The sequence below is a fragment of the Microbulbifer variabilis genome (assembly GCF_052468405.1).
Map to the genome: position 1 here is coordinate 2498248 of NZ_CP174343.1, position 21650 is coordinate 2519897.

The window sequence follows — 21650 nt, forward strand, 5'->3', positions numbered from 1 at the left end:
CATTTAGCTTGATCACTGCTTAAATTTACCGAATGAAAACTCATTAAAATAAGCTTGCTTGGAACCTCATGAAAATCGAGTTTGCTACACTCATATAATTCCGCAATTCTGGACGCAACACTATCAAAAGCTTCACTTTCGCATTTAAAATCAAGCTAGGATAAAACCCTATATTGCTTATCCTCATCGTTGGCTAACAAAAGATCCATTATCATTTCATCGGGCTCGTCACATCGAAGATTTTTTTCATCAGCCCACTGCGAAATCTCTCCTGAAAAACATAACGCCCGACTAAGCAGCGAGCTTCGCAGCAGTAAGCCCGGCAGGCGCTGCCTGCATATTTGAGCCGCTTGTTATGTGAATCACTAGCCTGGGAACTGGAAATCATTGGACACTTTCTTAATTACATATTTGTTCCCAGAACTATAGCTCTCATACTCTAACATCTCGTTATCCAGTTTAATGATTCGATAAGCATCATAATTAAACGGATCAGCGGGGTTAGACGGAGAAAGATGATTGTCTTCAACCCAACCACGAAATATTGTAAAATAAACTGGGCCTGACACACCCCACTGGCCGGCTTCGGTTTGTTCCTTGATTTTTCCGTCTTTGTCATAAGTACGAAAAGTAATCTTGTAGGTTCCTTGCGGAAATCTCTCAACTATCTCTTGTCTCTTACCACCATCCTTAGTCGGTTGACTTCCGTACCATTTTCCAAGCATGAGGTTCCAAGTTTCTTCTTGCGAAAATGTAAGTGACGGCTTTGCTGATGTTATCGCCACAGAAGATGTATTTGTAGTGGCACATCCTGTAACGATGAGCCCAGCAAAGACTATGAAGATGCTGACTATTTTCATGATTTTCCTTTCACATAACGCTCTAATTTGCGGCGGTTGCCGCATCGCGGTAACCGTCCGGCAACATTAGCTTGTTAGGTGCTGCTACCTTTAGCGGGTGCACCTGATTATTGATTAAGAAACCTTCTAGTTCACTTAACTCAGCAGGTAACTTGGCGCCCTCATGGGAACCACAGCTGATGAATCGGAACCCAGCAGCGAATAGAATTTGTACCTTACGCCACAGCCTCTTATCAACTGCCTTTGGTGCCTTAAAGCTACGTCCCATCTCATACATACATTCGCCACAACCTGGGCAAGGGTGACATCGAGTCGCCTTTTTACCAGAGTACTCAACAGGTCTTTTATAACTTTTTCGGCAATTAAAGCATACATGAGCAACCAAGTATTCGGGACCACGATGGAATGGAACCGGCTCAGGCGAATTAATAACACGAGTTCCCGTAGCCTTACGTAATTTCATTCTTCGGTGCTTTTCTAGATTTACGCTCATAATTCCTCTGGGTACCTAACGCAGAGCTAATTTTCGTCGATAGGCGTCACATTGAGCCCCTTGTTAGCTTATTACCTAAAATACAATGAAAAAGCTCATTTAGCTGGGCCATTTCAATGCTTCTATCAGCTTTTGGGAGTTTTATATCTTCCAAACGAGTGAGTTGCTCCTCAATGTACTGATTCAATACGGGAATAGCCGGAGACAGCATTTTTTCCTCGCTCACCCTTTTGCGTTCTAAAAGAGCATGAATTGTATCAAGCAACTCATTGTTTGTTACTAACGATAATACTTTTTCAAACTCTATTGGAGCGGCTGTACCATATTCTTCAAGCCACTGTATAGAGAATAATGGACGCAAGACATAGAAATACTTTTTAAGCGGCACCATTTCCTCACGTAAATACCCTCTATAATTGGTTTTTGCCATACTTCTGTAGTGATATATACCCTTTTCAGTAGAATATATTTCAGGCAGCAGCTCTAATGACTTATCACGAAAACAACCATCATCAATGTAAGATATTGAAGATTGGATCCACTCGACAAATGCAGGATTTGATTTCCAGAATAGTTTCAAAGCCTTCCTTACATCCCACCCGTTTAAATCGATATCATCAACTATTGGGTATTCAATCACATCCCGCTTATCTTCCAAATCTACCGATAGATACCATTCAGGTTTATTTACATAGATAAAACGGACATCATAATCGCTATTAGGTGAAGCAAACCCCCATGCTCTACTTCCTGATTCGATTGCCATAAGAATCGTTACACCAAATTTTTCTTCAGTCTTCTCTAGGCGACTTAATATATCTTCTCTAATACTGATGTCTATCATAATTTCATCTTGAAGCTAACAGTTAATTCAAAAGAAGCTTCTTTGTATCACCCTGTTTTATATTTATATACCCTAGCTCCTTCGAGAAGGAAAAAAACTAAGAAATTCAATCAATTATCTATACCTGGTACAAATGCACCAAAATAGATATAAAGTAGCGTCTTTATATCTCATTATTTTCGCTGCTTTGTATCTATTTGAGAATCCTAAAAGTATCAATAAGTTACTGAGTTTCACCTAAAAATAGGAGCAGCTGCTGCTAATCTTTGTTATAGAATGCACAACTGTATATTTTTCACTCAATATCAGTCTATCTAAATAGCCAAAAACCGAAGATTTGAGGTTTATGGCTAACCATCCACTTGAGCCCTCTAAACTGCTCCATCACCCACCTGGCGCTTGCACACGGTGTGCTCAATATCACCTGCTTAGCCTCCACATAAGCTTTATGCCTAAACCTCACTATCTTGTAAACACAAGTCGATACACTGCACCTTTACTCGCCTCTCTTCCTCGAACTCATTAATCTCCTGATTTTTTACCATCCGGCGCCAACAGGTCCTTCACTACTACCATCTTTATAAGTGGCAGTAACGAATCCAGAGATTCTCGCTACACAGGTTCGAAAGACGAGGTGCGGACTTGCACTTTGTAGGGTAGCCAAGCCGTTTGAGACACTATCCAAGGCCGAATAAGCTACGGGGGTAGAAAAAGCAATGCGCAGATCCGATCAAAGATAGGACTTCCATTGGTGGTGGCTGTAGTAGTCGCTAGCTCGGCAAACAAAACCTAGGAAGTAATGATGGGAATATTCCTTACTTCATCTGTCTCGCAGACACAACACTCAGAGCTTTTTTAGCTTTCTCAATATTATCTACACTTGGTTTCAGCAAAAATGGTGCAGTACACGGAGCTTGCAAGACTTCTTCAAGTTTTGATAACTTGAATGGATATTGGGTTTCAATGATACCCTGACCACCCACCTTTGCAGATGCCACTAAATAGCGATCCTCATCCAATTGACCGGGCAATCCAAAGGTAGAATTAGTCCAGAAAAGATCCACGATAGAGCTATCGCGCTTTCCAAATAACTCCTCTTCTACTGAAAAAGTTATTAGAGCATGCCTTGGCATTCCGGTGTATCTATTCTTGTCCACAACGATATAATTTTCTACCTTACCAATAAAAACATAGTTAGCAGAAATTATATTCTCAAAAATAAAATCTTCAATTTTAATACAAGCGCTGGCTGCAGAGCTTTTCAAAAATAGCAACAATAAAATTAATCTAACTCGAAACACAATATTTACCATAAAATCATAAAGCTCAATACCTAGGCTAGGTACCTCATAGATCTAATATATCACCACTTACCTACTCATGGTAAGTAGCTTGTAGAGTTGGAATGAATTTCATTTTCTTATTGGTCAAAAACTTTCGAACCAGCTAGATTTTCACCGATTGTGTGAAGGTCCCCCCTACCATAAGTACCATTTTCTAAGTTGACGTAAAGAAACAAGGAGAGAGACTTCTCGTATTCATCACTCAAGTTAGCAATACCTAGGCCTACAGCAGCTTGGCACGACGCCTACTTCAATTCATATATAGCGGTTATTCGTTGGCCTACTTTGATAAATTCAGGAACTGCCATTACTAAATCCATACCGTAGGAATCAGCTTCCATGGCTAAAGCATACGCTTGAGGGCTGTACTCCAATGAAAAAGTTGCATATGCCTGCCCAAAATTCTCTTCGGTAGTAATTCCATAGACACTCTTGACCGTTCTAGACTGGGCCTTAGCAAGGGCATCGGCTTTTTTCCGAGTTTTGAAGCTCAGATCAACAATCATTTTTTCTTTGTACTCATCTTCACGGGTAGTTTCAAAGAATGCATCTATATTTTGAACACCGTCTAACCGGATTAGCTGATTCATTATGCTAGGGTACTTCGTAAGATCAGTAATACGCAAATTGAATCCTTGCTGAACCTCATAACCCAAGATATCTAAGTTGTATGCTCCATCTTTTCTTGCTCGCTTAGTGGTCTTGTCGATTTGTGTTGATTCGATATTTGAAATAGGAATTTCGTTACTCTTTAAGATTTCTAACATTTGAGCAGAAAACTTGGTTAGTTGATCCATCGCCTTATCTGACGATTTATCATATGCTGAAAGACTGAAGCGCACTTTTACCAAGTCAGGTTTAACTTCTTGCTCCAATTTTTCAGTGACAATCACAAACGGAAACTCGGGTACTGGATTGGCAAAAACTGAAAAAGAAACAATTAAAGATAGTGCCAACAAAACATATTTCATGCGCGATTCCTTTGGAGTTTTAATGCTCGCATTTGTGTCTAGTTTGTAGCGCAGCGGAAAACTAATCCGACAACATGGGCTTGTTAAGAGGCGCTGCCACGCTCAGCTTCGTCTAATTTCTTTAAAGCAAACTCACCCCTTTCTGATACAGAGTGTGAGTTATCTGAAGCAAAACGCTCAGCGAATACTCGTGCTTTCATACCTAAATTGCCTAACTCCCGTATCAATATCTCTGCTGAAAGGCGCCTAACGATGGACGAGCGATCTTCAGATGATCGTTTTAATAAGTCTAGTAGCGGAATTTCAATTTCTAGCATTCGCTCACCTACGATAGGTTTTAGCTTGCCTTCACAGTACCTTATATCAGTCCACACCCATTTTCGGCCTTCGATCCATGCTACTCGCCCTTCAAATAAGCTGCGGTATGCCTTAGCTCGAACCGTAGGCTGAATTGCAGACTGAGCTATTTCTTCAATTTTCTCATCAAGTATCGGTGTGCGGCCAAGTTGAGAAAAGAGTGAAAGCATAGGTCCAGAAGCCGATGAAATTAACTTAGACCGAAAAGACTTTGCTATTTCCTCTTCGCAGATAATTTTCAGAAGAACCTCTTTATCTATTTCTTCTATCCTGCCCCACGAGTTCCAATTAGAAAGCGTGACACATAGTGCATCAACTACAAATTTTGGATCAGTCGATCTAGCTACCCCAAGAAGCGTTTCCCTTGCGGCTTTACGGACTTGAGGCACCCAATCATTGAGTCTACGAACCGCCAGAGAGAAAAAGAAAGTATTCGGCGCAGCCCCAGAAAGGGCTCGCAGTGCTTTTTCACGTTTGTAACCATCCCAGCTAATAAGATCGAGCCAAGTTACTAACTCCTTGGGTTTTGACCATACCCCACACTTCGGGGGAACAGACTCCCTTATAGCCGAGGAAAATTCTGAACGAATAGAACGTTCCCAGTGATCAAAACTCGAAAGAGGCAGCTGAGACGTCACTTCAATTAGTTCAGACATATCAGCCATGAATTTACTATCCGAGTTTATCGAGCTAGCAAACGTTCTCACTGCTGAATTAATTTTATCTTCCATAATCTGTGATTATTGCACCTACTATTCTTGCCTCTTAACACCGCAATCAGTAGCAACTTGCTTTGTATGCTTTTTGCACAAAAATAGGAGCACAGCGACCGTACAAGAAGTGCACCAAGTAAGACGTCGGCTGTATTGCTTTGTTAACTGGGGCTCAGCCAATACTTTTGAGACTGGCGCCGCACCAAAAGCAATTTGGGCGCGACTTACGTATTTTATGGCCACAATCAAGGCAGTTCTTCCCAGATATGGGGTCAAATTTTCCATCTAGTTTCCCATCACGTAAGTCAATTTCAGCCATTTTTTCTTTAAGCTGACTCTCAGAGAACCCTGTAGAACGCTCAAGCTCCTCAAATAGTGCATGGCATAGCAAAGATAAACGATCTACTTTTTCTTCCAGCTCGCGGACTGATGAAAGCGCCGCTTTAGCATCATGCTTTGCATCACTACTCAGTTTTTGATTATCCGAGATCTGACTCTGCTGAAAAGCATCCCAAAACCATGACATGGTTAATTATTTCCTCTGACTGTTAACGCTTTAAGCAACGGACCAAAAACACAGTTTTGTGTCCGCTGCCTTAATTTGTTAAGTGATTGTTAGCTACTTTGTTTGGATATAAGCTTATAAGATGGCTTATCTGTTTCTATGGCATATCCAAAAAGAATATTTGAAGAAATAACAGGGGTTACCTTAATAATGCCAATTTTATTGGCTACTAATTCACGCTTTATCAATTCATAGCTGGTATTAATTTCCTGCATATTTGGACTCATCGAACTTGTTCCAAACATAACTATAACCGTACCATCACTTGTTCCAGCCACCTTCATTTTCATGCCAGATATAGAGATCTTTTTAGTAGGTCCTGATAAGCCAGAACAATCTTGCGACAGTTTATGAGGGCTACTACAAGTCATACCAACTGCCGAAATGGAATCATTATTCAGTGAGTCTGGGACCAAAACAGGCGGGCTTGAAACACAGGCAGTTAGTAATACCGCAGAAAATAGTAGCAGTGTATTTTTAATCATCTTCCTTCCTTATTGTTTAAAGTAAATAGTGCAGAAATAGCTTCATCAACTACTTGTGAAGGTTTTTTCCTGACTAAGGACGTTCTATGTGAATATGCTGAGGCTAGCAGCAGGCTGGACTCTTTCTCATAAAAACGGATATCCACATTTAGTAAATACCACGTCACATCCCACTGCCATTGCCCCCCATAAACAATTTTCACATCATAGTCTTTAGAAGTATCTGACGATTCAGCAAAAACCTTCAACCCTTTCTTCTTTAGTTGAAGTGAAATAATTTCATCTAGCCCCCTCTCATCAGTCGTATTCTTCTCAACCTTGTAAACTAAATTACGATCAATAGATTCTCCTGGGACAATATAGCCACCCATAGTACTTGAACAACCCGCTATGGATAAGAATAAAGCGGCAACAATAAATATTTTGTACTTCACTAAAACGCCTGAATCTGATGGATATGTATTTTCACTTAACGCCGCCATATAAAAGGCGAGCAACTTGTTGCGAGTCCAGCACGCGAAGTGTGCGATTTTTAATGGCCTTGTTAGAGCTCATTTCCCTTGTTCCTTTTGTTTGAGAAAACTGACTTTAGTGCAGCCAGACCAAACAATATCAATGCTGGAGCAATTCCAAAAGTTAAAACACCTCCAGAGTATTCAGGTAGCTTCTCGACGAAAGTATTGTATAGAACCCATACAGCTATCGAAATTCCTATTAAGAAAGATGTTAAACCAAATATTGCTTGAGGGAAAAATAGCAATACTGAAATGTATTCCTGAATTTTCGTTTTCCGTTCTAAAGCTCTAAGTTCAGCTGCGTAATCGAAGCAAAACAGAATTGAGCAAATCAAAGAGACAAGAAATAGCAATCCGAACCAACCTGTAATCCTCATTAGAAATAAAGAACTTGGGATAAGAAGGAAAGATATTAGAAGCTTTGATCCACTAGATGTCATACGCGCAGCCCTAACAGTTAATTCAAAAGAAGTTTCTTTATATTACCCTACTCCATATTTCCAAGCCCTTCTCTCTTCGAGCATAAGAAAAATCTCGAGGAATCAGTAAGTTACCTGTACTTGGCGCAAATGAACCAAAATAGATATAAAGCAGTGTCTTTATATCTCATCATTTTCGCTGCTTTATATCTATTTGGGAACCCTTTAAATATCAATGAGTTACTAATTTTTACCCATAGATATGAGAGGCTGCTGCTGATCTTTGCTGCAAAATGCATAGCTGTTCATTTTTCACTCAATATCGACAGTTCTTGCATGCTCAATACCGATCATCTGCGGGTTGGGCTAGTCATCTACTTGAGCCCTCCAAACAGCCCCTCACCTGGCAGCCTCTTGGGCACGATATACCCCACATCGCTAGGCATAGCTCCCACCCAAAGCTGTATGCACCCATTTCACTGCCTTGTACACACAAGTCGATACACAGCACTTTCACTCGCCTCTCTTCCCCGAAGTTATTAACCTCCTGATTTTTTGTTATATGGTGCCAACAGGTTTTTACCCATAAATAGCCGCAACAAATCAGAGGGGATTCTGGTTACACAGGTTCAAAAAAGCGTGAAGGGTTGAAGGCTAGAGGTGCAGACTGGCACTTTGCAGGGTAGCCAAGCTGCTTTAGGCTCCGCCCAGGAAAGAATGGGCTGCGAGGAGCAGAAAAACCAAAATTCAGATTCCGTCAAAAGTGGAACTTCCGTTGCTGGCAGCTGGATTGGTCGCTTACTCGGCTCACATGAGCTAGAGGGCATTGATGGATTCCTCCATCATCAGAAGGCTAGGTATCTTGGCAAAGCATAGGCTCTGTCTTCAGTGCGATTCTAAAAGCCGCTTTAAGTAGCTGGTGAACTCGGTAGTATTAAAACGGCAGATCTGTATATAGCAAAACAGGCAGTGAGTTCACGTCATGTGGGACTGAGAAAGCTCGCTTACCCTCTCCTTCAGTCGGCTAAGAGGGTTTGCTTGTTAAAAACCTCCAAGACACCAGCATGGCCACTTCGAATTCGCTACCTAATTACCTTTGGCACCCAAGAGGCATACGAATCAGAGCGGGTATATCGCCCCACGAACAGAGGTGCGATGATTCTGCTTGGAATCCCGTTTTTAATTATTGGGTGCCTGGAGTTATTCCACCCTTTTAGTATATTCAAGCCTTTGCTTTCCGTTCCCTTTTGATCCGCACATAGATTTCTTCACTGTGGATGGAGAATGAGTCTATCGCCCGTCAAGCTAATACTGGAGACAACTGTACAGACCACTTTTGGGTATGCCGCTTTAAATCCCACGCTTTACTGGATGAAAGAGTCCTCGCCATCTATATAGCCCGTGTAGACCTCAATCCGATCTGTGTCAATATCGCGAAGTCACCTGAACAACCTGATTACACTTAGATTCAACGGCGCACTCGTACAGTAGTCTATGATGAGCAGCCCAGAGATCTATTTTCGTTTGTTAGTGGTGAGCGTTTGAATATGTCAGAAGGGATACCCTTTCAGCTGGAAGACTTTTTTGGAGATTGTGGAATAGAGTGACCGGTATTTAGATCCCAGAAATCGAGGTTGTATTGCCAAAAGCACACCACCTATCCTAGAGCGGCTTGGTATCTCACCCAGGCACTAGCTATATCTCAACCGGGGATTTTGAAAGCTGCTTTAAAGCCCCGGTGGGATCAGTGGGGCAGTGCAACAAGCTTGTCGTCAGCTCAATAAATATTGGGTAGACAGCGTGGGCGACTGCCGGCACTTCCTCTCTGCTACCCCCCCTGCCAATCTAGCCCTGCCCCAAACACTTAACGTCACGATTGCCAATTTTATATCCAAAAACAAAGCTTTCCAAAGCATGAACACTAATCCCCAGTAATTCACGTCACTTACTTCTAAATCAAAATAAAGAGTCTCCAGAACTGATGCTTGTTGTGTAACTGATACCTCTCTCCAATCTTTCGGTGTCCTTAATCTTCTTATTAATCACAATCGGTATAAAACCTATTCTTACCACAGCCTCGGCACATGAATTTATATACTGCAAAACGCCCACCTTTTACATAAGACTGTAAAACACTTGGCCACATATCTGTACTTATATACTCGGAGCTTAGAAATTCATTTAAATCTTCACCGGAGAGTTCTTCTAAATCAGATTTCTCGGCATTTCCATGAAACTCACAAGCATCGTTGCAATGAGATAACCAGCGTTCTTGCTGCCAAGAGATAAAGCTAGGCGTTCTTTCACACACTTCTTTTACAATATCCATCGCAATCGCATCTGATAGCAACGAATGTGAACTTGAGAACTGCCCATCAAATTTAGCTGCCGCAGAACCATCAAAAATACACCACGGGCAGATTGTCTCCACTTCGTCTATAGCGTAAATTGTGGATGTTGCTCTATATCCTCTGTACTTCTCGCAACATTCACACTCTTCATTAGTTTTCTCAATAGCACCCGTACCAATTGGATCAGGGTAGTATTTAAATACTGGTAATCTCATGAGTTCTCCGATGGAAAGCTAATGCCTTTAGCATGTATGGCTGCACAGCAGACGTCGCCTGCCAAAATCGTTAGAACAACGGTTAGCTCACAACTGGAATATAGATAGTTCTAGTACAGCTAATATTGGCTACTTTTAAAATGGCGGGTTCACTGTATTCCAGGTGCTTAGAGAAAGAGGGATATTCCTGCTCTAAGTATTTTTTAGCATCATCGAAATCATTCGTTACCTTGAAACTTTTTGATCCGTTACTTCCAACAAATTCTAGACTTCCAACATAAACGACTTTCCCAGCCGGAGCCTCAAATGTCATAGTCTCTTTCCCTCCACAGGGCATATAAAGCTGTCCCCCAATACCTTCAGGTAACACACCACCAACTCCATAATTTATACCGTCACTTCTTGGGCTTAGTTTAGCTACGATATACCCACCCTCAGGAAACGTGTTCAATGTAACTGCTACGTTATTCATTTCCCATCCATAATCTAATTCTTCCCCTTTATAAATATGAACCCTGAAATCAGGTTTTATACCCAATATAATCACTGAATCTTCACCAAGATCGGAGTAAGAAGAATCTTTACTCATGTTTGAGAAAGAAATACAGCCACTTAACGCAGTAATAAATAAAGTAACAACTATTAACCTAAGCAAATACTTCAATTTCTTGTCCTTTTAGCCTTGTGATTTCTAACAGTTTATTAAAGAGCCAGAAACTTACTATTTATTTGGCCACTTTCTATAAAAACATCCCTTCAAGCTCCAAAAAATCCCTTATTTAAAGTAGGATTTAAATTTTTATCTAAATAGTAACCCCAAAAAGTGAGCTACCGGATCAAGTTGCCAGGTAAAGCTTCGCACTCTTTGACGTATTTTACACGAAATCAAATCAATAAGTTAGAGAGGATCTTTTTGTGAGTGTCAGCCATGGCTCTACAATTCAGGCCCCCGCACCTGCGATACGCCGACCCCACCAATGTAACAATCGCCAGTATTATCCAATTGGTATATCGATAGCTGCAATCGAACTATGCACTGCCAGATGATTTTCTACCTCGAAAATCTAGCTCACTACTAAATTAACGGCACTTACCCCCTAGCCTACATCTGTCTAAAGTGTCTTCGTTGTTACAAAACCACTGCACACTTAGTCCTATCAATACAAGTGACAAAGCTCCCAAACTAGTTCTGTGCCATCCTAAAATTCGGCAGAAATTGACTATTTGTGAGTTTTAGCTAACCCATAATGCAGCCGGGAAATTGACTTACAAGAGCTTACAATTGCGATAGAGCCATCTCTACTAACCACTATGAGACGCCTTTTACTTAATGAGTACATTACTGAAGTTGGTATTTGCAAGTGGATAGAAAACCTACCAATCAGCAGAGTGAAAAGCGCACTGTTTATTTACGGTTTACCTAATCATAACATTCAGGGTTACGATAAATAATAAATCAAGCTACGGAGCTATCACTTAAAACTAACCGTTGTCCGCTTGCAGTTTCGTATCAACCCAAAAAGAGACAGTCGAGAGCAAAGCAAGATGACCAATGGTGCCGACTAGCTTTCAAATCAGCTTAAGGAGGTGAGCGATGACGTAGGTGTTCATCAGGACTTGCCCAGTAATGCCAAGCTAACCTTTCATGACCTAGCCTCTCACCCACTCAAGAAAACCAGCCATAACTCAGAGGAAATAGCGAAACATGCGCCCAAACAGATGCAGAGATTACTGAGAAGCTCTTTCTCGGAGGCATTAGCATCGATCCGAAATCACTAATGTGGAAGTGATTGAGAGTTTTTATACGCTTGGGAATTGGTTTTTTTACGCTCATTTGGGAAAACTGGCTGAAAGCCGCATGAGATATAGAGAAAGATGGTCGGAGCGGCCAGATTAGAACCGACGATCACCACACCCCGAAAAGAACTAGTAAAAAACTTAACCCATTGATTTTAAACGATTTTATAGTTGAAATGGCCGCCTACGCAAACAGCGTCGAAAATAGTGAGGGGACTGTATAGACATACAGCATCAAACTAAGTAGTACCATGATACCTAATTGACGCCTTTACAACACCCACAACTATCAGTTCCTGGCCCTCCCAGATGGGAATTGGTGGGTATTTCTCATTTGCAGACAGCAAGCGTCCCCTCCCTCTATCCAAAATTTTGCAAGCTAGATGCCCATCAAGCACCACTACCTCAACATCACCATTCACAGGTATCAGTGAGCGGTCAAAGATACCCACACCCAGCCTAGAGTCACCGTTAGCCCTCGACATGAAAGTGGCAGCCGGCTTGGTTATTAAATGTTCATCAAAGCTAAGGGCTGTCTCTTTGTGGTCATTAGCAGGAGAGGGGAAGCCACAGCTGACGCCGCTGCTATATAAAGGGATAATTTCATAGTAGTTTAACTTCAATAGTTCTCTGAGCTGAGCCTGCCTCTCATTAAGACTGTTCAGCTCATCTACTAGTGCATTGGTTGCCGCATTCAGGTTGTTCACCTGAACCTTAAGCATGTCCCTTAACTTCGGGTCGGCAGTGTCTGCGGTCATATCAATAGTGTCCAAGCAAGCGCGTATCTCGGCTTCAACCTCTATGAATGTCATGGTCCAACTCCTTCTTTCTGTCGACACAGAGGCAATCTACCAAAATACTGTATACATACACAGAATCGATATCAAAAAGAAGTTGGCGCCCACATAGGTGTGCTTAGGGAGTCAGAATATACAGAAGACGGCGGGAGCCGGTGTAGAACACTGGCAGAGATTGAGCGACTACTGCCAGAGAAGATACTGGGAGGCGTAGCTCACACGTCCTACAATCTAGAATCAACTTTTTAAAATTGATAAAATCAGCCTTCTCGTGTTTAACGGCTTTGATTCAAATGAAACCACTCCTTCCAATTTCTAGCATCATTCTATTGTTCATATCCTCTGCTTCCATAGCTGACCAATGGTCAAGCGAAGAGGGACTGAAAGTTACTAGCGTGAGCTCAACATCTGTAAAGCTGAGTTCAACTATTTCAATTGAAGGAACCTGTGTAAATCATAATATTGCTTACCTTGATCGAAGCCAGGATTATCATGGCGCAGTGATGTCCGTACTACTTGCAGCTATGATGGCTGATAGGAGTGTTAACCTGCTTTGTGCTGATAACTGCGCGAGCACCAACCGTTGCAGAGTAGTTGATGCTGAAGTCATCAAATAACAATCACCTAGCTATTTACTTTGCGGGCAGTAAGGTATAACGATGGCTTATTGCTGTGACAAGGCCAAAATTTGGGCTGACTCTTCCTGTGAGAACTTCAGCCCATACTTCTCCACTATTGCCCTCAACTTCCCACCCTACTAACAGCCCCAACTTCCCCCGGGGAAAAATGGTTACTATCTATCATTTTCTAACATCAACCTTTCGACCCTTATCTTCCACCCAAGACTTTTAGATCAGTAAGCTGCTAAAAACCACCATACACATGGCACCACTAGAAATAACAGTTCCCTATGGTTGTTAAGCAACCAGCAAGAAGACTCTCGCTAGCTCTAACCGTTAAATAATATCCACACAGTATGCGGGGCTCTCAAAGAGCGTATCAATATGCACTCCTAACAACCATGCATATGAAAATGGTCACTTTTGACAGTTGTGCACCAAAAGTCACCCTGGTAATCTTCGATTGTCAATATTTATTGGCCAATAACGATAACTTTAAATAGGTAATTGATTGATGTATTTGTCAAGATTTATTTCTGGCTTACTATTGATTGGGGGGTTAGCTGGTAGTAAAGCTTTCGCCTCTGACAGTATGGACTGTGTGGTTATTGAAAAAAATGACCTAGTCCAGGTTGAACTAAATAAATCCAATTCTTATCAGAACTGCTTTTCTCTAGATAAAATCCCTTCTTCAACACCAGTTGACATAGTCTCCTTTGCTTTTGATGATACTAAGAATAAATTATCTGTATATGAGGTAGGGTCTTCCAATACCAAGCAACTAGTCGTAAATTCAATCTCAGGTACTGATACTGTTAACGCAATTTCGTTAAATACACATAATAAATCTCTCATTGTCGAAATTGCTCCAACCATAAAATTAACTTCTAACAAAGATGTTGACATTACATACCTTATGGTAAATGGAAGAGCCCAGGTTATTGTAAAGATTTACGACGTTAAATCACAAACCAGCTCAGGAGGCAGCTCAGGAGGTGGAACCACAATTCCTCCTATTGATCCGGGTGGCTGTGACAGCGTCATGTGTAGAGAACCCGTATTTTTCATGGCAACCTCAAGCTCTGCTCAAGCATGCACTGCAAGTCAGAAGGCCCCAAATCCGCCATCAAATTTTGATATCAATAAGCACTTGAAGCAATTCAAGAGAGCAGGCATCGCAGCAAGCAAACTCCCTGGAGGGAAAGTCACGTTAAGTGCGGCGGTTATGGCTAGCATGTTTGCACCTAATCGAACCTATGACCTTAAAAACAACCCGAATTACAATGCAGACCAAGAGTTTGGGAATTGGTTTTATGGAGCTGCCGCTCATCAAATGGGCTTTACTGAACAGGAAGCACTTACCGCTGGAGCAGTAGTACAACAGTGGCAAAACTATAATAACTCAAACCACCCCGACGCTAATGATATTGGAAAATTAGTGGGAAATATTGCTCATGCGCTCGCAACCGGAGAAGGGGACAACCATGATGATGCGGCACCAATTAAGGGCGGGCATAGTTATAGTAAAGATATATATGAGAATGATGCTAACGCCGATAGCAACTCTGACTCTTGCAGTCCGAACAAAACTGTAAACTCACCTACTACAGCTGCTCCAGGCTATGGTATTGGTGGTCTAGGGTATGGTGGAGGTTGGAGCGGAGGCGGTATGTATTTCGGATCTGGTGGCTGCTGGGGTAGCTGTAGTAGAACTGTAATCATTGTAGAATCGCTTTAAACTACTTTGAGGCCTGTCAATCCAAGGTAGGCCTCACTTATAAGTGAATATCACTATGATAAAAATTGTCTTGACCGCAATTATTTACTTCACATTCCTTATGATTTTCCCCTTTACTGGGTATGATTTTTTCTGGAAATACTCTCCATCCCTGCTTAATATATTTCTATTCTTTGTAATAATTTTTTCAATCTACTTTACGATACTGAAACAGTGGAAAGTCTCATTTAGAGAAAAGGTTAAATATAGCGTATTATTTTTGGCAATATCTACGATTTATTATTTTTCAGTAGAAAAAAAATCATCATACGAAATAAACCCAAGCACTTATTATACTTTTGATAGATTTGATGGAGGGGCCTTTACTTCTTCCACTCTATCTAATCTTATCAGACTAGACAGAGTAGCATTAATTCTCGCAAAAAAAACTGTGATAAAAACATACGAGAATGTTAAAAAAGAAAAGATTAAGTCTGTAGAGGGGGGGCACTTAATAATAGAATTAGAGGACTACTCTGGAAAGATTGAATCTGATCAAATTGAAGTTAACAATCTAAAAGGTAATGTTCAATGAACGGCGTCAACCTCCTCAAATGAAGGAGGAGGTCTCATAAATCTTACGGCCTAGCAAGTACTCAAGACTGAAGACAATTATTACAATGTGTGCAAGGCCATACAAAAGCAGTTGACCCTACTCTTCCAGGAGAGTCAATATCTGAGTTGACTCTTTCGGCGAGAGCTTCAGCCCATATTTCTCCACTATCGCCATAAACCGCTACACGTAGATTGCCTGGACCGGTTCATACGGTGGCATCCACTCATCAGGGCTTTTGTCCCCCTTGCTCTGGTTCCGGCCGTCATCGACCAACCATAGATCCCAAAATCTTCTGCAAACATCTTTTTAGCTCTGTCTAGCAAGCTAAACCACTGGACTGGTCAGCTCAGGAAAATGCGAGGGTGTGTTCAACGGATCAGACTGAAGAACTAGCCAATGTAGGTGTCTAGGCGCACCCCTTTGTTGGCCATGAAGCTCTTAATGCTGATGAAGGTAAATAGGGCTAAGTTAAACCGCCTGCATCCAAAGAGCTGAAGCAAAGATTAGGAAAATAAATTTAACTTATGCTGAAAATTAGCTAAAAATTCTGTGCAATAGATACATCTTTTTATCTTAAGAATACATAAAGCAACAAAAACACATCCTAAATACTTTAAGTCAAAACTGGCAAAGGTATTTATTATCCCTTTTTTGACTATCCATTAAGAGTAATAGAGTTTTATGGCTCAACTGCACCAAAAATAGAGCGCCTCTTAATTGATAGACATTTGAAACACTGGTAGCATCAGCTGCCAAAGAATCTTAAGAAGAAGTGTACCGAAATAATTTATAAGGTAAATACAACATCAACGAATACGCATAATGTTATAACTACAAAGTGTAGCCCCCATGCAAATCAAAATAGCTGACATAATTCTGCGCACATCGACACTTATAGGCTTAACTACCTAGGAGTAATACATCTGGAGCCCACACACTGTGAACCTCAGGTAAAATATTGTCGAAATGCTTAGAAGTGGTTGAATTTTTGATGCGAAGGCTCATTTTTATGTAATCCAGGCTGCCTCTGGAACAGAACCATTCAACCAGTAGTTTATTAAGGATATTTAACGTGATCGCTAGACTTTTGACTTTCTTAGCTCTTATTTTTTCTGGCAGCATTAGTGCACAAATAATAATAATGCCCCCAGAACTTTATGAACCAAACGTATATTGGTGCAACAACTGTGAAAGCTATCAAAATAAAGCTAATGAGGTAGCACTCGACAACTGGCGTAAGAAATACTACATAATTGACACTAACAATGACGTTATTAAAGCATACATAGGTGTGAACTCAAGCGGATCGAGCATGGAGCCAGACGCTGCAATAGGGCAACCATCTAGTGTAGATAGCGAATTTGAGAATCTTTTTGACAACTTAATGATTGCCTATATAGATTTATCTACAACAGACCCAATACAAATTCCAGCTGAAATTGGAAATAGCGCCTGGGACATGTCAGGAAAAAGTAAGACTAGAAATGATATCGCAGATTATTTATCTGAAAACATTGGCCTAAGAAATAAAATAGGTAACTATGCTACAGCTGCAACGGAAATTGCAGGAATAATCGAAGCAGAGATCACAGTAACAATCGTTTTTGTGGACGGATCATCTGCAAAATTCAAAATTTCTGAAATTAATAACAACCAAATAGAGTTTGAGTATATAGAAGGCAGCGCCAAAGACGCCAACAACAACTCTGTACCAACGACAGTTAAAGGATTCGCTGGAACTTTTGTACTTGAAACTCCTGAGCAAATAAATGAATTCCTGCAAGGATACAATAATTGGGGAGGAAATATGCCAGGCCTGGAAGGGTGCAAGAAAGCTGACGTCACTTGCGAAGTAATAGGTGACGAGGTCAGGTGTGTTGCAAAAAGCGTAAGCTGTTAATACCACCACCCATTGGTAATGGTGCTCTCGAGTAACATTCCTAACCAAACCGCCATATTAAACGATCCTGTTTTGACATAGCTCTAAGAACCAAGGCTGACTACGATCTCTTAGAGCTATGGCTACCCTACTCTTCCAGAAGTGCCAATATCTGAGTTGACTCTTCCGGCGAGAACTTCAGTCCATATTTCTCCACTATCGCCATAAACCGCTGCACAAAGATTACCTGGACCGGTTCATAAGGTAGCATCCACTCATAGGGACCCTTATCGCTCTTGGTTTGGTTCCGGTCGTCATCGACTAGCCATAGATTCTCAGGGTCTTCTGCAAATTGACGCTTCAGCTTAACGGTCCAATTGGCACCATCATGCTCATGTGCCCAAGACAACGGCACGATGTGCTCAACATCTAAGTCGGACGCCAGACTAAAGAATTGACCTGTATAAGGGTCCAACCACAGGCCTGTATCTACAGCGCTTAGCATTGGTGAAGGTTACAGGTGCCAAGGAGAACTGAACTAGGAGCTCATGGTGTGTGCTCTGACAATTACCGTCAGAGTCAGACCAGCGTGGCAGCCAGATAAAACGGTAGAATCAGGTGCATGACGACCCCTCATTGTTGCTTTAAGGGATCGCAGGAGGTAGATTAGGAGAACAAACACAGGTTATTGCACATTAGACAAGCGCACGGCATTTATTTTTGGGCGACCACTTAAGCAGCCACTAATACTCAAGCCTACTTGTTTACCGGCCATAAAAGCTGCAAGTAAAGTTGACAGTTTAGCCTCGCTTCCTGAATCGTTTAAGAGATCAATACGGTATGAACTGCTACTACCACAGTTCTCAGGGTCTATAGCCGGCGTGCTCATCCGTACATCAACAAAGGGAGTCCAGGGAGCAATGTACGTGATCTCAGACACTGGCACTTCGGCACTAAGCGCATTGTTTGAAATAGAAAAAAAAGCACAAAGAAAATATATTTTTTTCATATTCTAATCTAAATAATAAGGCATCTAAAAAAGTGCCATGTTATCTACCTTGCATGCTAAATCCATTAAATCAAATAGTTTATATCTCTGATTAAAGCCAAGCACATGGCAGAATCATAATCACTCTTTTGCTGGTCGATATTTTGACCGCTGTCGACCAATTTGAGAACCCCTATAATAGAATTTTAGTGGCAGATTAGAGGGATTGCTTAAGATGCCTGTCACTATTTGTCAAAATTTATACTTATCTTAGATTCCGCTGATGAAGCCTAAGCAGCAACCACTCTATATTGCACACCCCTGTCAGAGTGAACTATTAATCCAGGCTTTATTTGTCGTCGCTCTAGAGCCATTTTCAATGCTCGACGTGTCAATTCATCGGTCATCTGGGAGTCGAATACCCAACCTACAATACGTCGAGAGTACAGATCCATAACTACCGCGAGGTACAACCACCGCTCCAGAACCCAGATATACGTAATGTCACTTGTCCAGCGGCAATTTGGTCGATCCACATCAAAGCAACGCTTAAGTAAGTTGGCGGAGACATTAATGCTCCCCTCTACGGGCTGACTATATCGAAAGCCTTTGCCGTTTCTCGCTTTAATATGCTCCTGATGCATAAGCTTAGCGACGTAGTTCCGTGAACATGGCTCACCTAACTCTCGAAGCTCGCAAGCGATTCTAGGCGCTCCATAACGACCTTTAAACGCAGTAAACGTCTCTCGGATTTTCTCGATTGTTCGTATCTTTCTAATCGTGCGAGGAGGTGGCAACCGCCCTCGCCATCGATAATAACCCGATCTTGAGACTTCTAAACACCGACACATCAAGCTAACCGGGAATGACCCTACATGCTCTTGTATCAGTGCGTACTTTACTCTTGGTGGTTCGCAAAGTACGCAGCTGCCTTTTTTAGAAATTCAACCTCCTGACGTGCTTCATGCAGTTCCTTCTTGAGCTTGCGAACTTCAGTGCTTTCCTGCTTGGAATAGTTGACGCCGTCTAAACTATTGAACTGCTTATCAGACAGTCGATTAAATTGACGACGCCAGTTGTAGATCTGCTGTGCGCTGACGCCTAGCTCTCGAGCCACAGAAGCCGTTGTTGCTCCAGGCTTTTCTGCTCTCTTAACTGCTTCTCTACGGAACTCCTCCGTATACGCCCGAGTTCTTTTCTTACCCATGATACACCTCCATGTTAGGCCTAAACCTAACTATACAGGGTGTCTACCAAACGTGGGCAAGTCTTACGTATAACGCCCACAGCAGGGGCGGCCAACTTTGTGCGCTTTTTTGCGCGATAATGGGAGCGAAGCGACCAGCGCAATAAGCGAGCAAAGTAGAACGTCTCGCAGAGGCCCAAAAGGCCGTAGGATACTGCCTGTGATTGTTAGTATTGTACCACTGCGATATCCATTGTAATCACCCATCCATCAGCACCTAGGTTTTTGCAAACAAGACCAGATAGATTACAGTTTTTCAGATCGGAAATAAGGTACTTTCTAATAGGCGAACCTTTGCTCCGCACCACAATGTACTCTTCAAATTCTAAGCGATTAGATTGTATCTGGCAGAATCTATCTCCGCCATACAATAAGCACTCTCTTGTATTTCCGTATTCTCTGCCCCAGTTTTGATCAATATTCACAACAACTTTTCCGTTTGACTTGCGGACTTGAGCAATTTCTGGCAACTCATTGCCATCTTTATCTGCAAATGAAACGTTAATTTCTTCCTCGTGTAGATTTGACTGAAGTATGTCGATCTGAAGTTTTCCGTAAGCAATCACAAAACCATCTTCTGTGGTTGTTTCTGTAACAACCACGCAACCTGAAAGAAATAATGTCAATAAAATTACGATATTCTTCATTATTCTCGAACACTAACACCGTGCTAAGCGGCTGATTTTTGTTGATTTTAATTTGTGCTATTCAAGCACAAATTTGAAGTAATGAAAATGAGTTCGCCTTGAGCGCCTTGTTATGTGTATTTAGTAATGGTTATCTGGGTGGTTTCTTGCTACTTAAGATTTGTTTCCACTTTCTTAAACCCTGCTCACCTACAATAAGAAGGCTAAAGACTGTTACTACGATAATCCATTTGGGCATAGAGAATGCTATGACTGCGCTGCTTACAATTAAGGTCGGTATGATAATGAAAATAATCCAATAAAGGGGTATGATGTGCTTTTCATTCATTGTGCGAGTATTTTAGTTTAGAAAAGGGCGGAGTTTTTTGCACACAACGCCCGCAACTGCGGAAATCGGGCGATTTTAGACGCGAAGCGCCGTCCCGGTTGTCCGACAGCCTGTGTTTGTTAACTGTGGTGCACGTCACTACACACGCCTTTCTTTATTAGGAACACAGTGCCCCAATAAATCAACAAATAGCACGTTGCAACTAAAAACCTACCTAATTTTGTTGGTAGAAGCCCTATATCTTCTTGGAACCCGAACAGTTCGTCTGGCGCTATGAGTCCAGGAGAGAGATATAGCATCTCAACCAGCTGACCAATATTACTTATTGCCTCAGAATCGCTTCGCCCCATCATTAGAAGGGCAAACGGTAAGGCAATAATAACTACGGACACCCAAATATGTTTATTCATAGCGTACAGTTAACGCCGCCGGCAGGGGCAGCTTACTTTGTGCGCGTTTTGCGCAAAAATGTGAGCGCAGCGACCTGCGCAAAACGTGCACAAAGTAAGCTGCCCCGCGAAGGGCCGCAGGCCCGGAGCAAACTGCTCGGCCTTGTTATTGGGCTCGGAATTGCAGCGCCCACCTTACTAGCTTTGTGCCGACTCCGCTCACTACTACAACAATACCAAATTGGCCGAGCGACTGGAGTACAAGTTTTGGCCAAAAATCGATTTCTTCCGTAAAAATGGGATGCCATATATAAATTAGCGATATATTTCCCGGAAGCAAGAGAGCTTTGTAAGCCGGCATACCTCCTCCATACACGTTCCAATTTATAAAAAATGCTACTAGGCCGACAAGCAGTCCAACCAGTCCTGAAATAGAAGCGACAACCATAGTGCTGAATTTATTCATGTTGCCCAATAACTCCTGCAGTTGCGGAC

22 protein-coding genes are annotated in these 21650 nt (G+C 41.8%); 4 read left to right on the plus strand and 18 right to left on the minus strand.

Annotation, left to right across the window (positions count from 1 at the left end):
* Nucleotides 1-365: 365 nt before the first annotated feature.
* The 9 genes from ACJJJB_RS11415 to ACJJJB_RS11455 form a co-directional block, all read right to left on the minus strand.
* The gene (locus tag ACJJJB_RS11415; protein WP_445364935.1) at nt 366-860 is read right to left on the minus strand and encodes a hypothetical protein; all 495 of its coding nucleotides are present in this window, start codon (nt 858-860) and stop codon (nt 366-368) included.
* A 22-nt stretch (nt 861-882) separates the two neighbouring features.
* Complete coding sequence (locus ACJJJB_RS11420; RefSeq protein ID WP_445364936.1) at nt 883-1137, minus strand: hypothetical protein; 255 nt, start codon at nt 1135-1137, stop codon at nt 883-885.
* Nucleotides 1138-1399: 262 nt separating this feature from the next.
* Nucleotides 1400-2197, minus strand: a complete 798-nt coding sequence (locus ACJJJB_RS11425) for a nucleotidyltransferase domain-containing protein (RefSeq protein WP_445364937.1) — start codon at nt 2195-2197, stop codon at nt 1400-1402.
* Between the two features lie 815 nt (nt 2198-3012).
* Nucleotides 3013-3498: a hypothetical protein gene (locus tag ACJJJB_RS11430; RefSeq protein WP_445364938.1), complete on the minus strand. Its 486-nt coding sequence runs from the start codon at nt 3496-3498 to the stop codon at nt 3013-3015.
* Nucleotides 3499-3785: 287 nt separating this feature from the next.
* On the minus strand, nt 3786-4511 hold the full coding sequence (locus tag ACJJJB_RS11435; protein ID WP_353376648.1) for an SIMPL domain-containing protein: 726 nt from the start codon (nt 4509-4511) through the stop codon (nt 3786-3788).
* Nucleotides 4512-4594: 83 nt separating this feature from the next.
* On the minus strand, nt 4595-5599 hold the full coding sequence (locus tag ACJJJB_RS11440; protein WP_353376647.1) for a hypothetical protein: 1005 nt from the start codon (nt 5597-5599) through the stop codon (nt 4595-4597).
* A gap of 154 nt (nt 5600-5753) precedes the next feature.
* Nucleotides 5754-6107: a hypothetical protein gene (locus ACJJJB_RS11445; protein ID WP_353376646.1), complete on the minus strand. Its 354-nt coding sequence runs from the start codon at nt 6105-6107 to the stop codon at nt 5754-5756.
* Between the two features lie 89 nt (nt 6108-6196).
* Nucleotides 6197-6631 (minus strand): hypothetical protein, encoded by a 435-nt coding sequence (locus ACJJJB_RS11450; RefSeq protein WP_282953028.1) that lies wholly within the window; start codon nt 6629-6631, stop codon nt 6197-6199.
* Nucleotides 6628-7065 carry a hypothetical protein gene (locus ACJJJB_RS11455; RefSeq protein ID WP_282953027.1) on the minus strand — a complete coding sequence of 146 codons (438 nt, stop codon included), beginning with the start codon at nt 7063-7065 and terminating at the stop codon, nt 6628-6630. Before ACJJJB_RS11455 ends, ACJJJB_RS11450 begins: the two co-directional genes overlap by 4 nt.
* Nucleotides 7066-8225: 1160 nt before the next feature.
* On the opposite strand from ACJJJB_RS11455, the gene ACJJJB_RS11460 reads away from it, so the two are divergent.
* Nucleotides 8226-8441: a hypothetical protein gene (locus ACJJJB_RS11460; RefSeq protein ID WP_445364939.1), complete on the plus strand. Its 216-nt coding sequence runs from the start codon at nt 8226-8228 to the stop codon at nt 8439-8441.
* Nucleotides 8442-9603: 1162 nt separating this feature from the next.
* Here the strand turns inward: ACJJJB_RS11460 and ACJJJB_RS11465 are convergent.
* The 3 genes from ACJJJB_RS11465 to ACJJJB_RS11475 all read right to left on the minus strand — a co-directional run bounded on the left by ACJJJB_RS11465 (nt 9604) and on the right by ACJJJB_RS11475 (nt 12740).
* Nucleotides 9604-10131 (minus strand): CbrC family protein, encoded by a 528-nt coding sequence (locus tag ACJJJB_RS11465; protein ID WP_445364940.1) that lies wholly within the window; start codon nt 10129-10131, stop codon nt 9604-9606.
* Nucleotides 10132-10213: 82 nt separating this feature from the next.
* Nucleotides 10214-10795 carry a hypothetical protein gene (locus ACJJJB_RS11470; protein WP_353376643.1) on the minus strand — a complete coding sequence of 194 codons (582 nt, stop codon included), beginning with the start codon at nt 10793-10795 and terminating at the stop codon, nt 10214-10216.
* Between the two features lie 1372 nt (nt 10796-12167).
* Complete coding sequence (locus ACJJJB_RS11475; protein ID WP_445364941.1) at nt 12168-12740, minus strand: LexA family protein; 573 nt, start codon at nt 12738-12740, stop codon at nt 12168-12170.
* 1119 nt (nt 12741-13859) lie between these two features.
* Between ACJJJB_RS11475 and ACJJJB_RS11480 the strand changes: the two genes are divergently transcribed.
* From ACJJJB_RS11480 to ACJJJB_RS11490, 3 genes are all read left to right on the plus strand, one after another.
* Nucleotides 13860-15083: a polymorphic toxin type 44 domain-containing protein gene (locus ACJJJB_RS11480; RefSeq protein WP_282953020.1), complete on the plus strand. Its 1224-nt coding sequence runs from the start codon at nt 13860-13862 to the stop codon at nt 15081-15083.
* Between the two features lie 55 nt (nt 15084-15138).
* On the plus strand, nt 15139-15657 hold the full coding sequence (locus ACJJJB_RS11485; protein WP_353376639.1) for a hypothetical protein: 519 nt from the start codon (nt 15139-15141) through the stop codon (nt 15655-15657).
* 1093 nt (nt 15658-16750) lie between these two features.
* Nucleotides 16751-17578 carry a hypothetical protein gene (locus tag ACJJJB_RS11490; protein WP_445364942.1) on the plus strand — a complete coding sequence of 276 codons (828 nt, stop codon included), beginning with the start codon at nt 16751-16753 and terminating at the stop codon, nt 17576-17578.
* 127 nt (nt 17579-17705) lie between these two features.
* Here ACJJJB_RS11490 and ACJJJB_RS11495 read toward each other — a convergent pair whose 3' ends face one another.
* The 6 genes from ACJJJB_RS11495 to ACJJJB_RS11520 all read right to left on the minus strand — a co-directional run bounded on the left by ACJJJB_RS11495 (nt 17706) and on the right by ACJJJB_RS11520 (nt 21621).
* Nucleotides 17706-18062, minus strand: a complete 357-nt coding sequence (locus ACJJJB_RS11495) for a GmrSD restriction endonuclease domain-containing protein (protein WP_445364943.1) — start codon at nt 18060-18062, stop codon at nt 17706-17708.
* A 180-nt stretch (nt 18063-18242) separates the two neighbouring features.
* A complete protein-coding gene (locus ACJJJB_RS11500; RefSeq protein ID WP_020413309.1) occupies nt 18243-18566 on the minus strand; it encodes a hypothetical protein in 324 nt (107 codons plus the stop codon).
* A 269-nt stretch (nt 18567-18835) separates the two neighbouring features.
* On the minus strand, nt 18836-19489 hold the full coding sequence (locus ACJJJB_RS11505; protein WP_445366284.1) for an IS3 family transposase: 654 nt from the start codon (nt 19487-19489) through the stop codon (nt 18836-18838).
* Entirely contained in the window at nt 19444-19752 is a 309-nt protein-coding gene (locus ACJJJB_RS11510; RefSeq protein WP_445364944.1) for a transposase, read from the minus strand. Before ACJJJB_RS11510 ends, ACJJJB_RS11505 begins: the two co-directional genes overlap by 46 nt.
* 206 nt (nt 19753-19958) lie before the next feature.
* Nucleotides 19959-20438 carry a hypothetical protein gene (locus ACJJJB_RS11515; RefSeq protein WP_445364945.1) on the minus strand — a complete coding sequence of 160 codons (480 nt, stop codon included), beginning with the start codon at nt 20436-20438 and terminating at the stop codon, nt 19959-19961.
* Between the two features lie 883 nt (nt 20439-21321).
* Nucleotides 21322-21621 (minus strand): hypothetical protein, encoded by a 300-nt coding sequence (locus ACJJJB_RS11520; RefSeq protein WP_445364946.1) that lies wholly within the window; start codon nt 21619-21621, stop codon nt 21322-21324.
* Nucleotides 21622-21650: the final 29 nt, after the last annotated feature.

What these genes read in the sequence shown, in the direction of transcription:
- ACJJJB_RS11415 (WP_445364935.1), bottom strand. Translation starts at nt 860, where the DNA reads ATGAAAATAGTCAGCATCTTCATAGTCTTTGCTGGGCTCATCGTTACA.
- ACJJJB_RS11500 (WP_020413309.1), bottom strand. Translation starts at nt 18,566, where the DNA reads ATGAAAAAAATATATTTTCTTTGTGCTTTTTTTTCTATTTCAAACAAT.
- ACJJJB_RS11450 (WP_282953028.1), bottom strand. Translation starts at nt 6,631, where the DNA reads ATGATTAAAAATACACTGCTACTATTTTCTGCGGTATTACTAACTGCC.
- ACJJJB_RS11475 (WP_445364941.1), bottom strand. Translation starts at nt 12,740, where the DNA reads ATGACATTCATAGAGGTTGAAGCCGAGATACGCGCTTGCTTGGACACT.
- ACJJJB_RS11435 (WP_353376648.1), bottom strand. Translation starts at nt 4,511, where the DNA reads ATGAAATATGTTTTGTTGGCACTATCTTTAATTGTTTCTTTTTCAGTT.
- ACJJJB_RS11445 (WP_353376646.1), bottom strand. Translation starts at nt 6,107, where the DNA reads ATGTCATGGTTTTGGGATGCTTTTCAGCAGAGTCAGATCTCGGATAAT.
- ACJJJB_RS11495 (WP_445364943.1), bottom strand. Translation starts at nt 18,062, where the DNA reads ATGCTAAGCGCTGTAGATACAGGCCTGTGGTTGGACCCTTATACAGGT.
- ACJJJB_RS11420 (WP_445364936.1), bottom strand. Translation starts at nt 1,137, where the DNA reads ATGTATGAGATGGGACGTAGCTTTAAGGCACCAAAGGCAGTTGATAAG.
- ACJJJB_RS11465 (WP_445364940.1), bottom strand. Translation starts at nt 10,131, where the DNA reads ATGAGATTACCAGTATTTAAATACTACCCTGATCCAATTGGTACGGGT.
- ACJJJB_RS11425 (WP_445364937.1), bottom strand. Translation starts at nt 2,197, where the DNA reads ATGATAGACATCAGTATTAGAGAAGATATATTAAGTCGCCTAGAGAAG.
- ACJJJB_RS11510 (WP_445364944.1), bottom strand. Translation starts at nt 19,752, where the DNA reads ATGGGTAAGAAAAGAACTCGGGCGTATACGGAGGAGTTCCGTAGAGAA.
- ACJJJB_RS11440 (WP_353376647.1), bottom strand. Translation starts at nt 5,599, where the DNA reads ATGGAAGATAAAATTAATTCAGCAGTGAGAACGTTTGCTAGCTCGATA.
- ACJJJB_RS11520 (WP_445364946.1), bottom strand. Translation starts at nt 21,621, where the DNA reads ATGAATAAATTCAGCACTATGGTTGTCGCTTCTATTTCAGGACTGGTT.
- ACJJJB_RS11480 (WP_282953020.1), top strand. Translation starts at nt 13,860, where the DNA reads ATGTATTTGTCAAGATTTATTTCTGGCTTACTATTGATTGGGGGGTTA.
- ACJJJB_RS11485 (WP_353376639.1), top strand. Translation starts at nt 15,139, where the DNA reads ATGATAAAAATTGTCTTGACCGCAATTATTTACTTCACATTCCTTATG.
- ACJJJB_RS11515 (WP_445364945.1), bottom strand. Translation starts at nt 20,438, where the DNA reads ATGAAGAATATCGTAATTTTATTGACATTATTTCTTTCAGGTTGCGTG.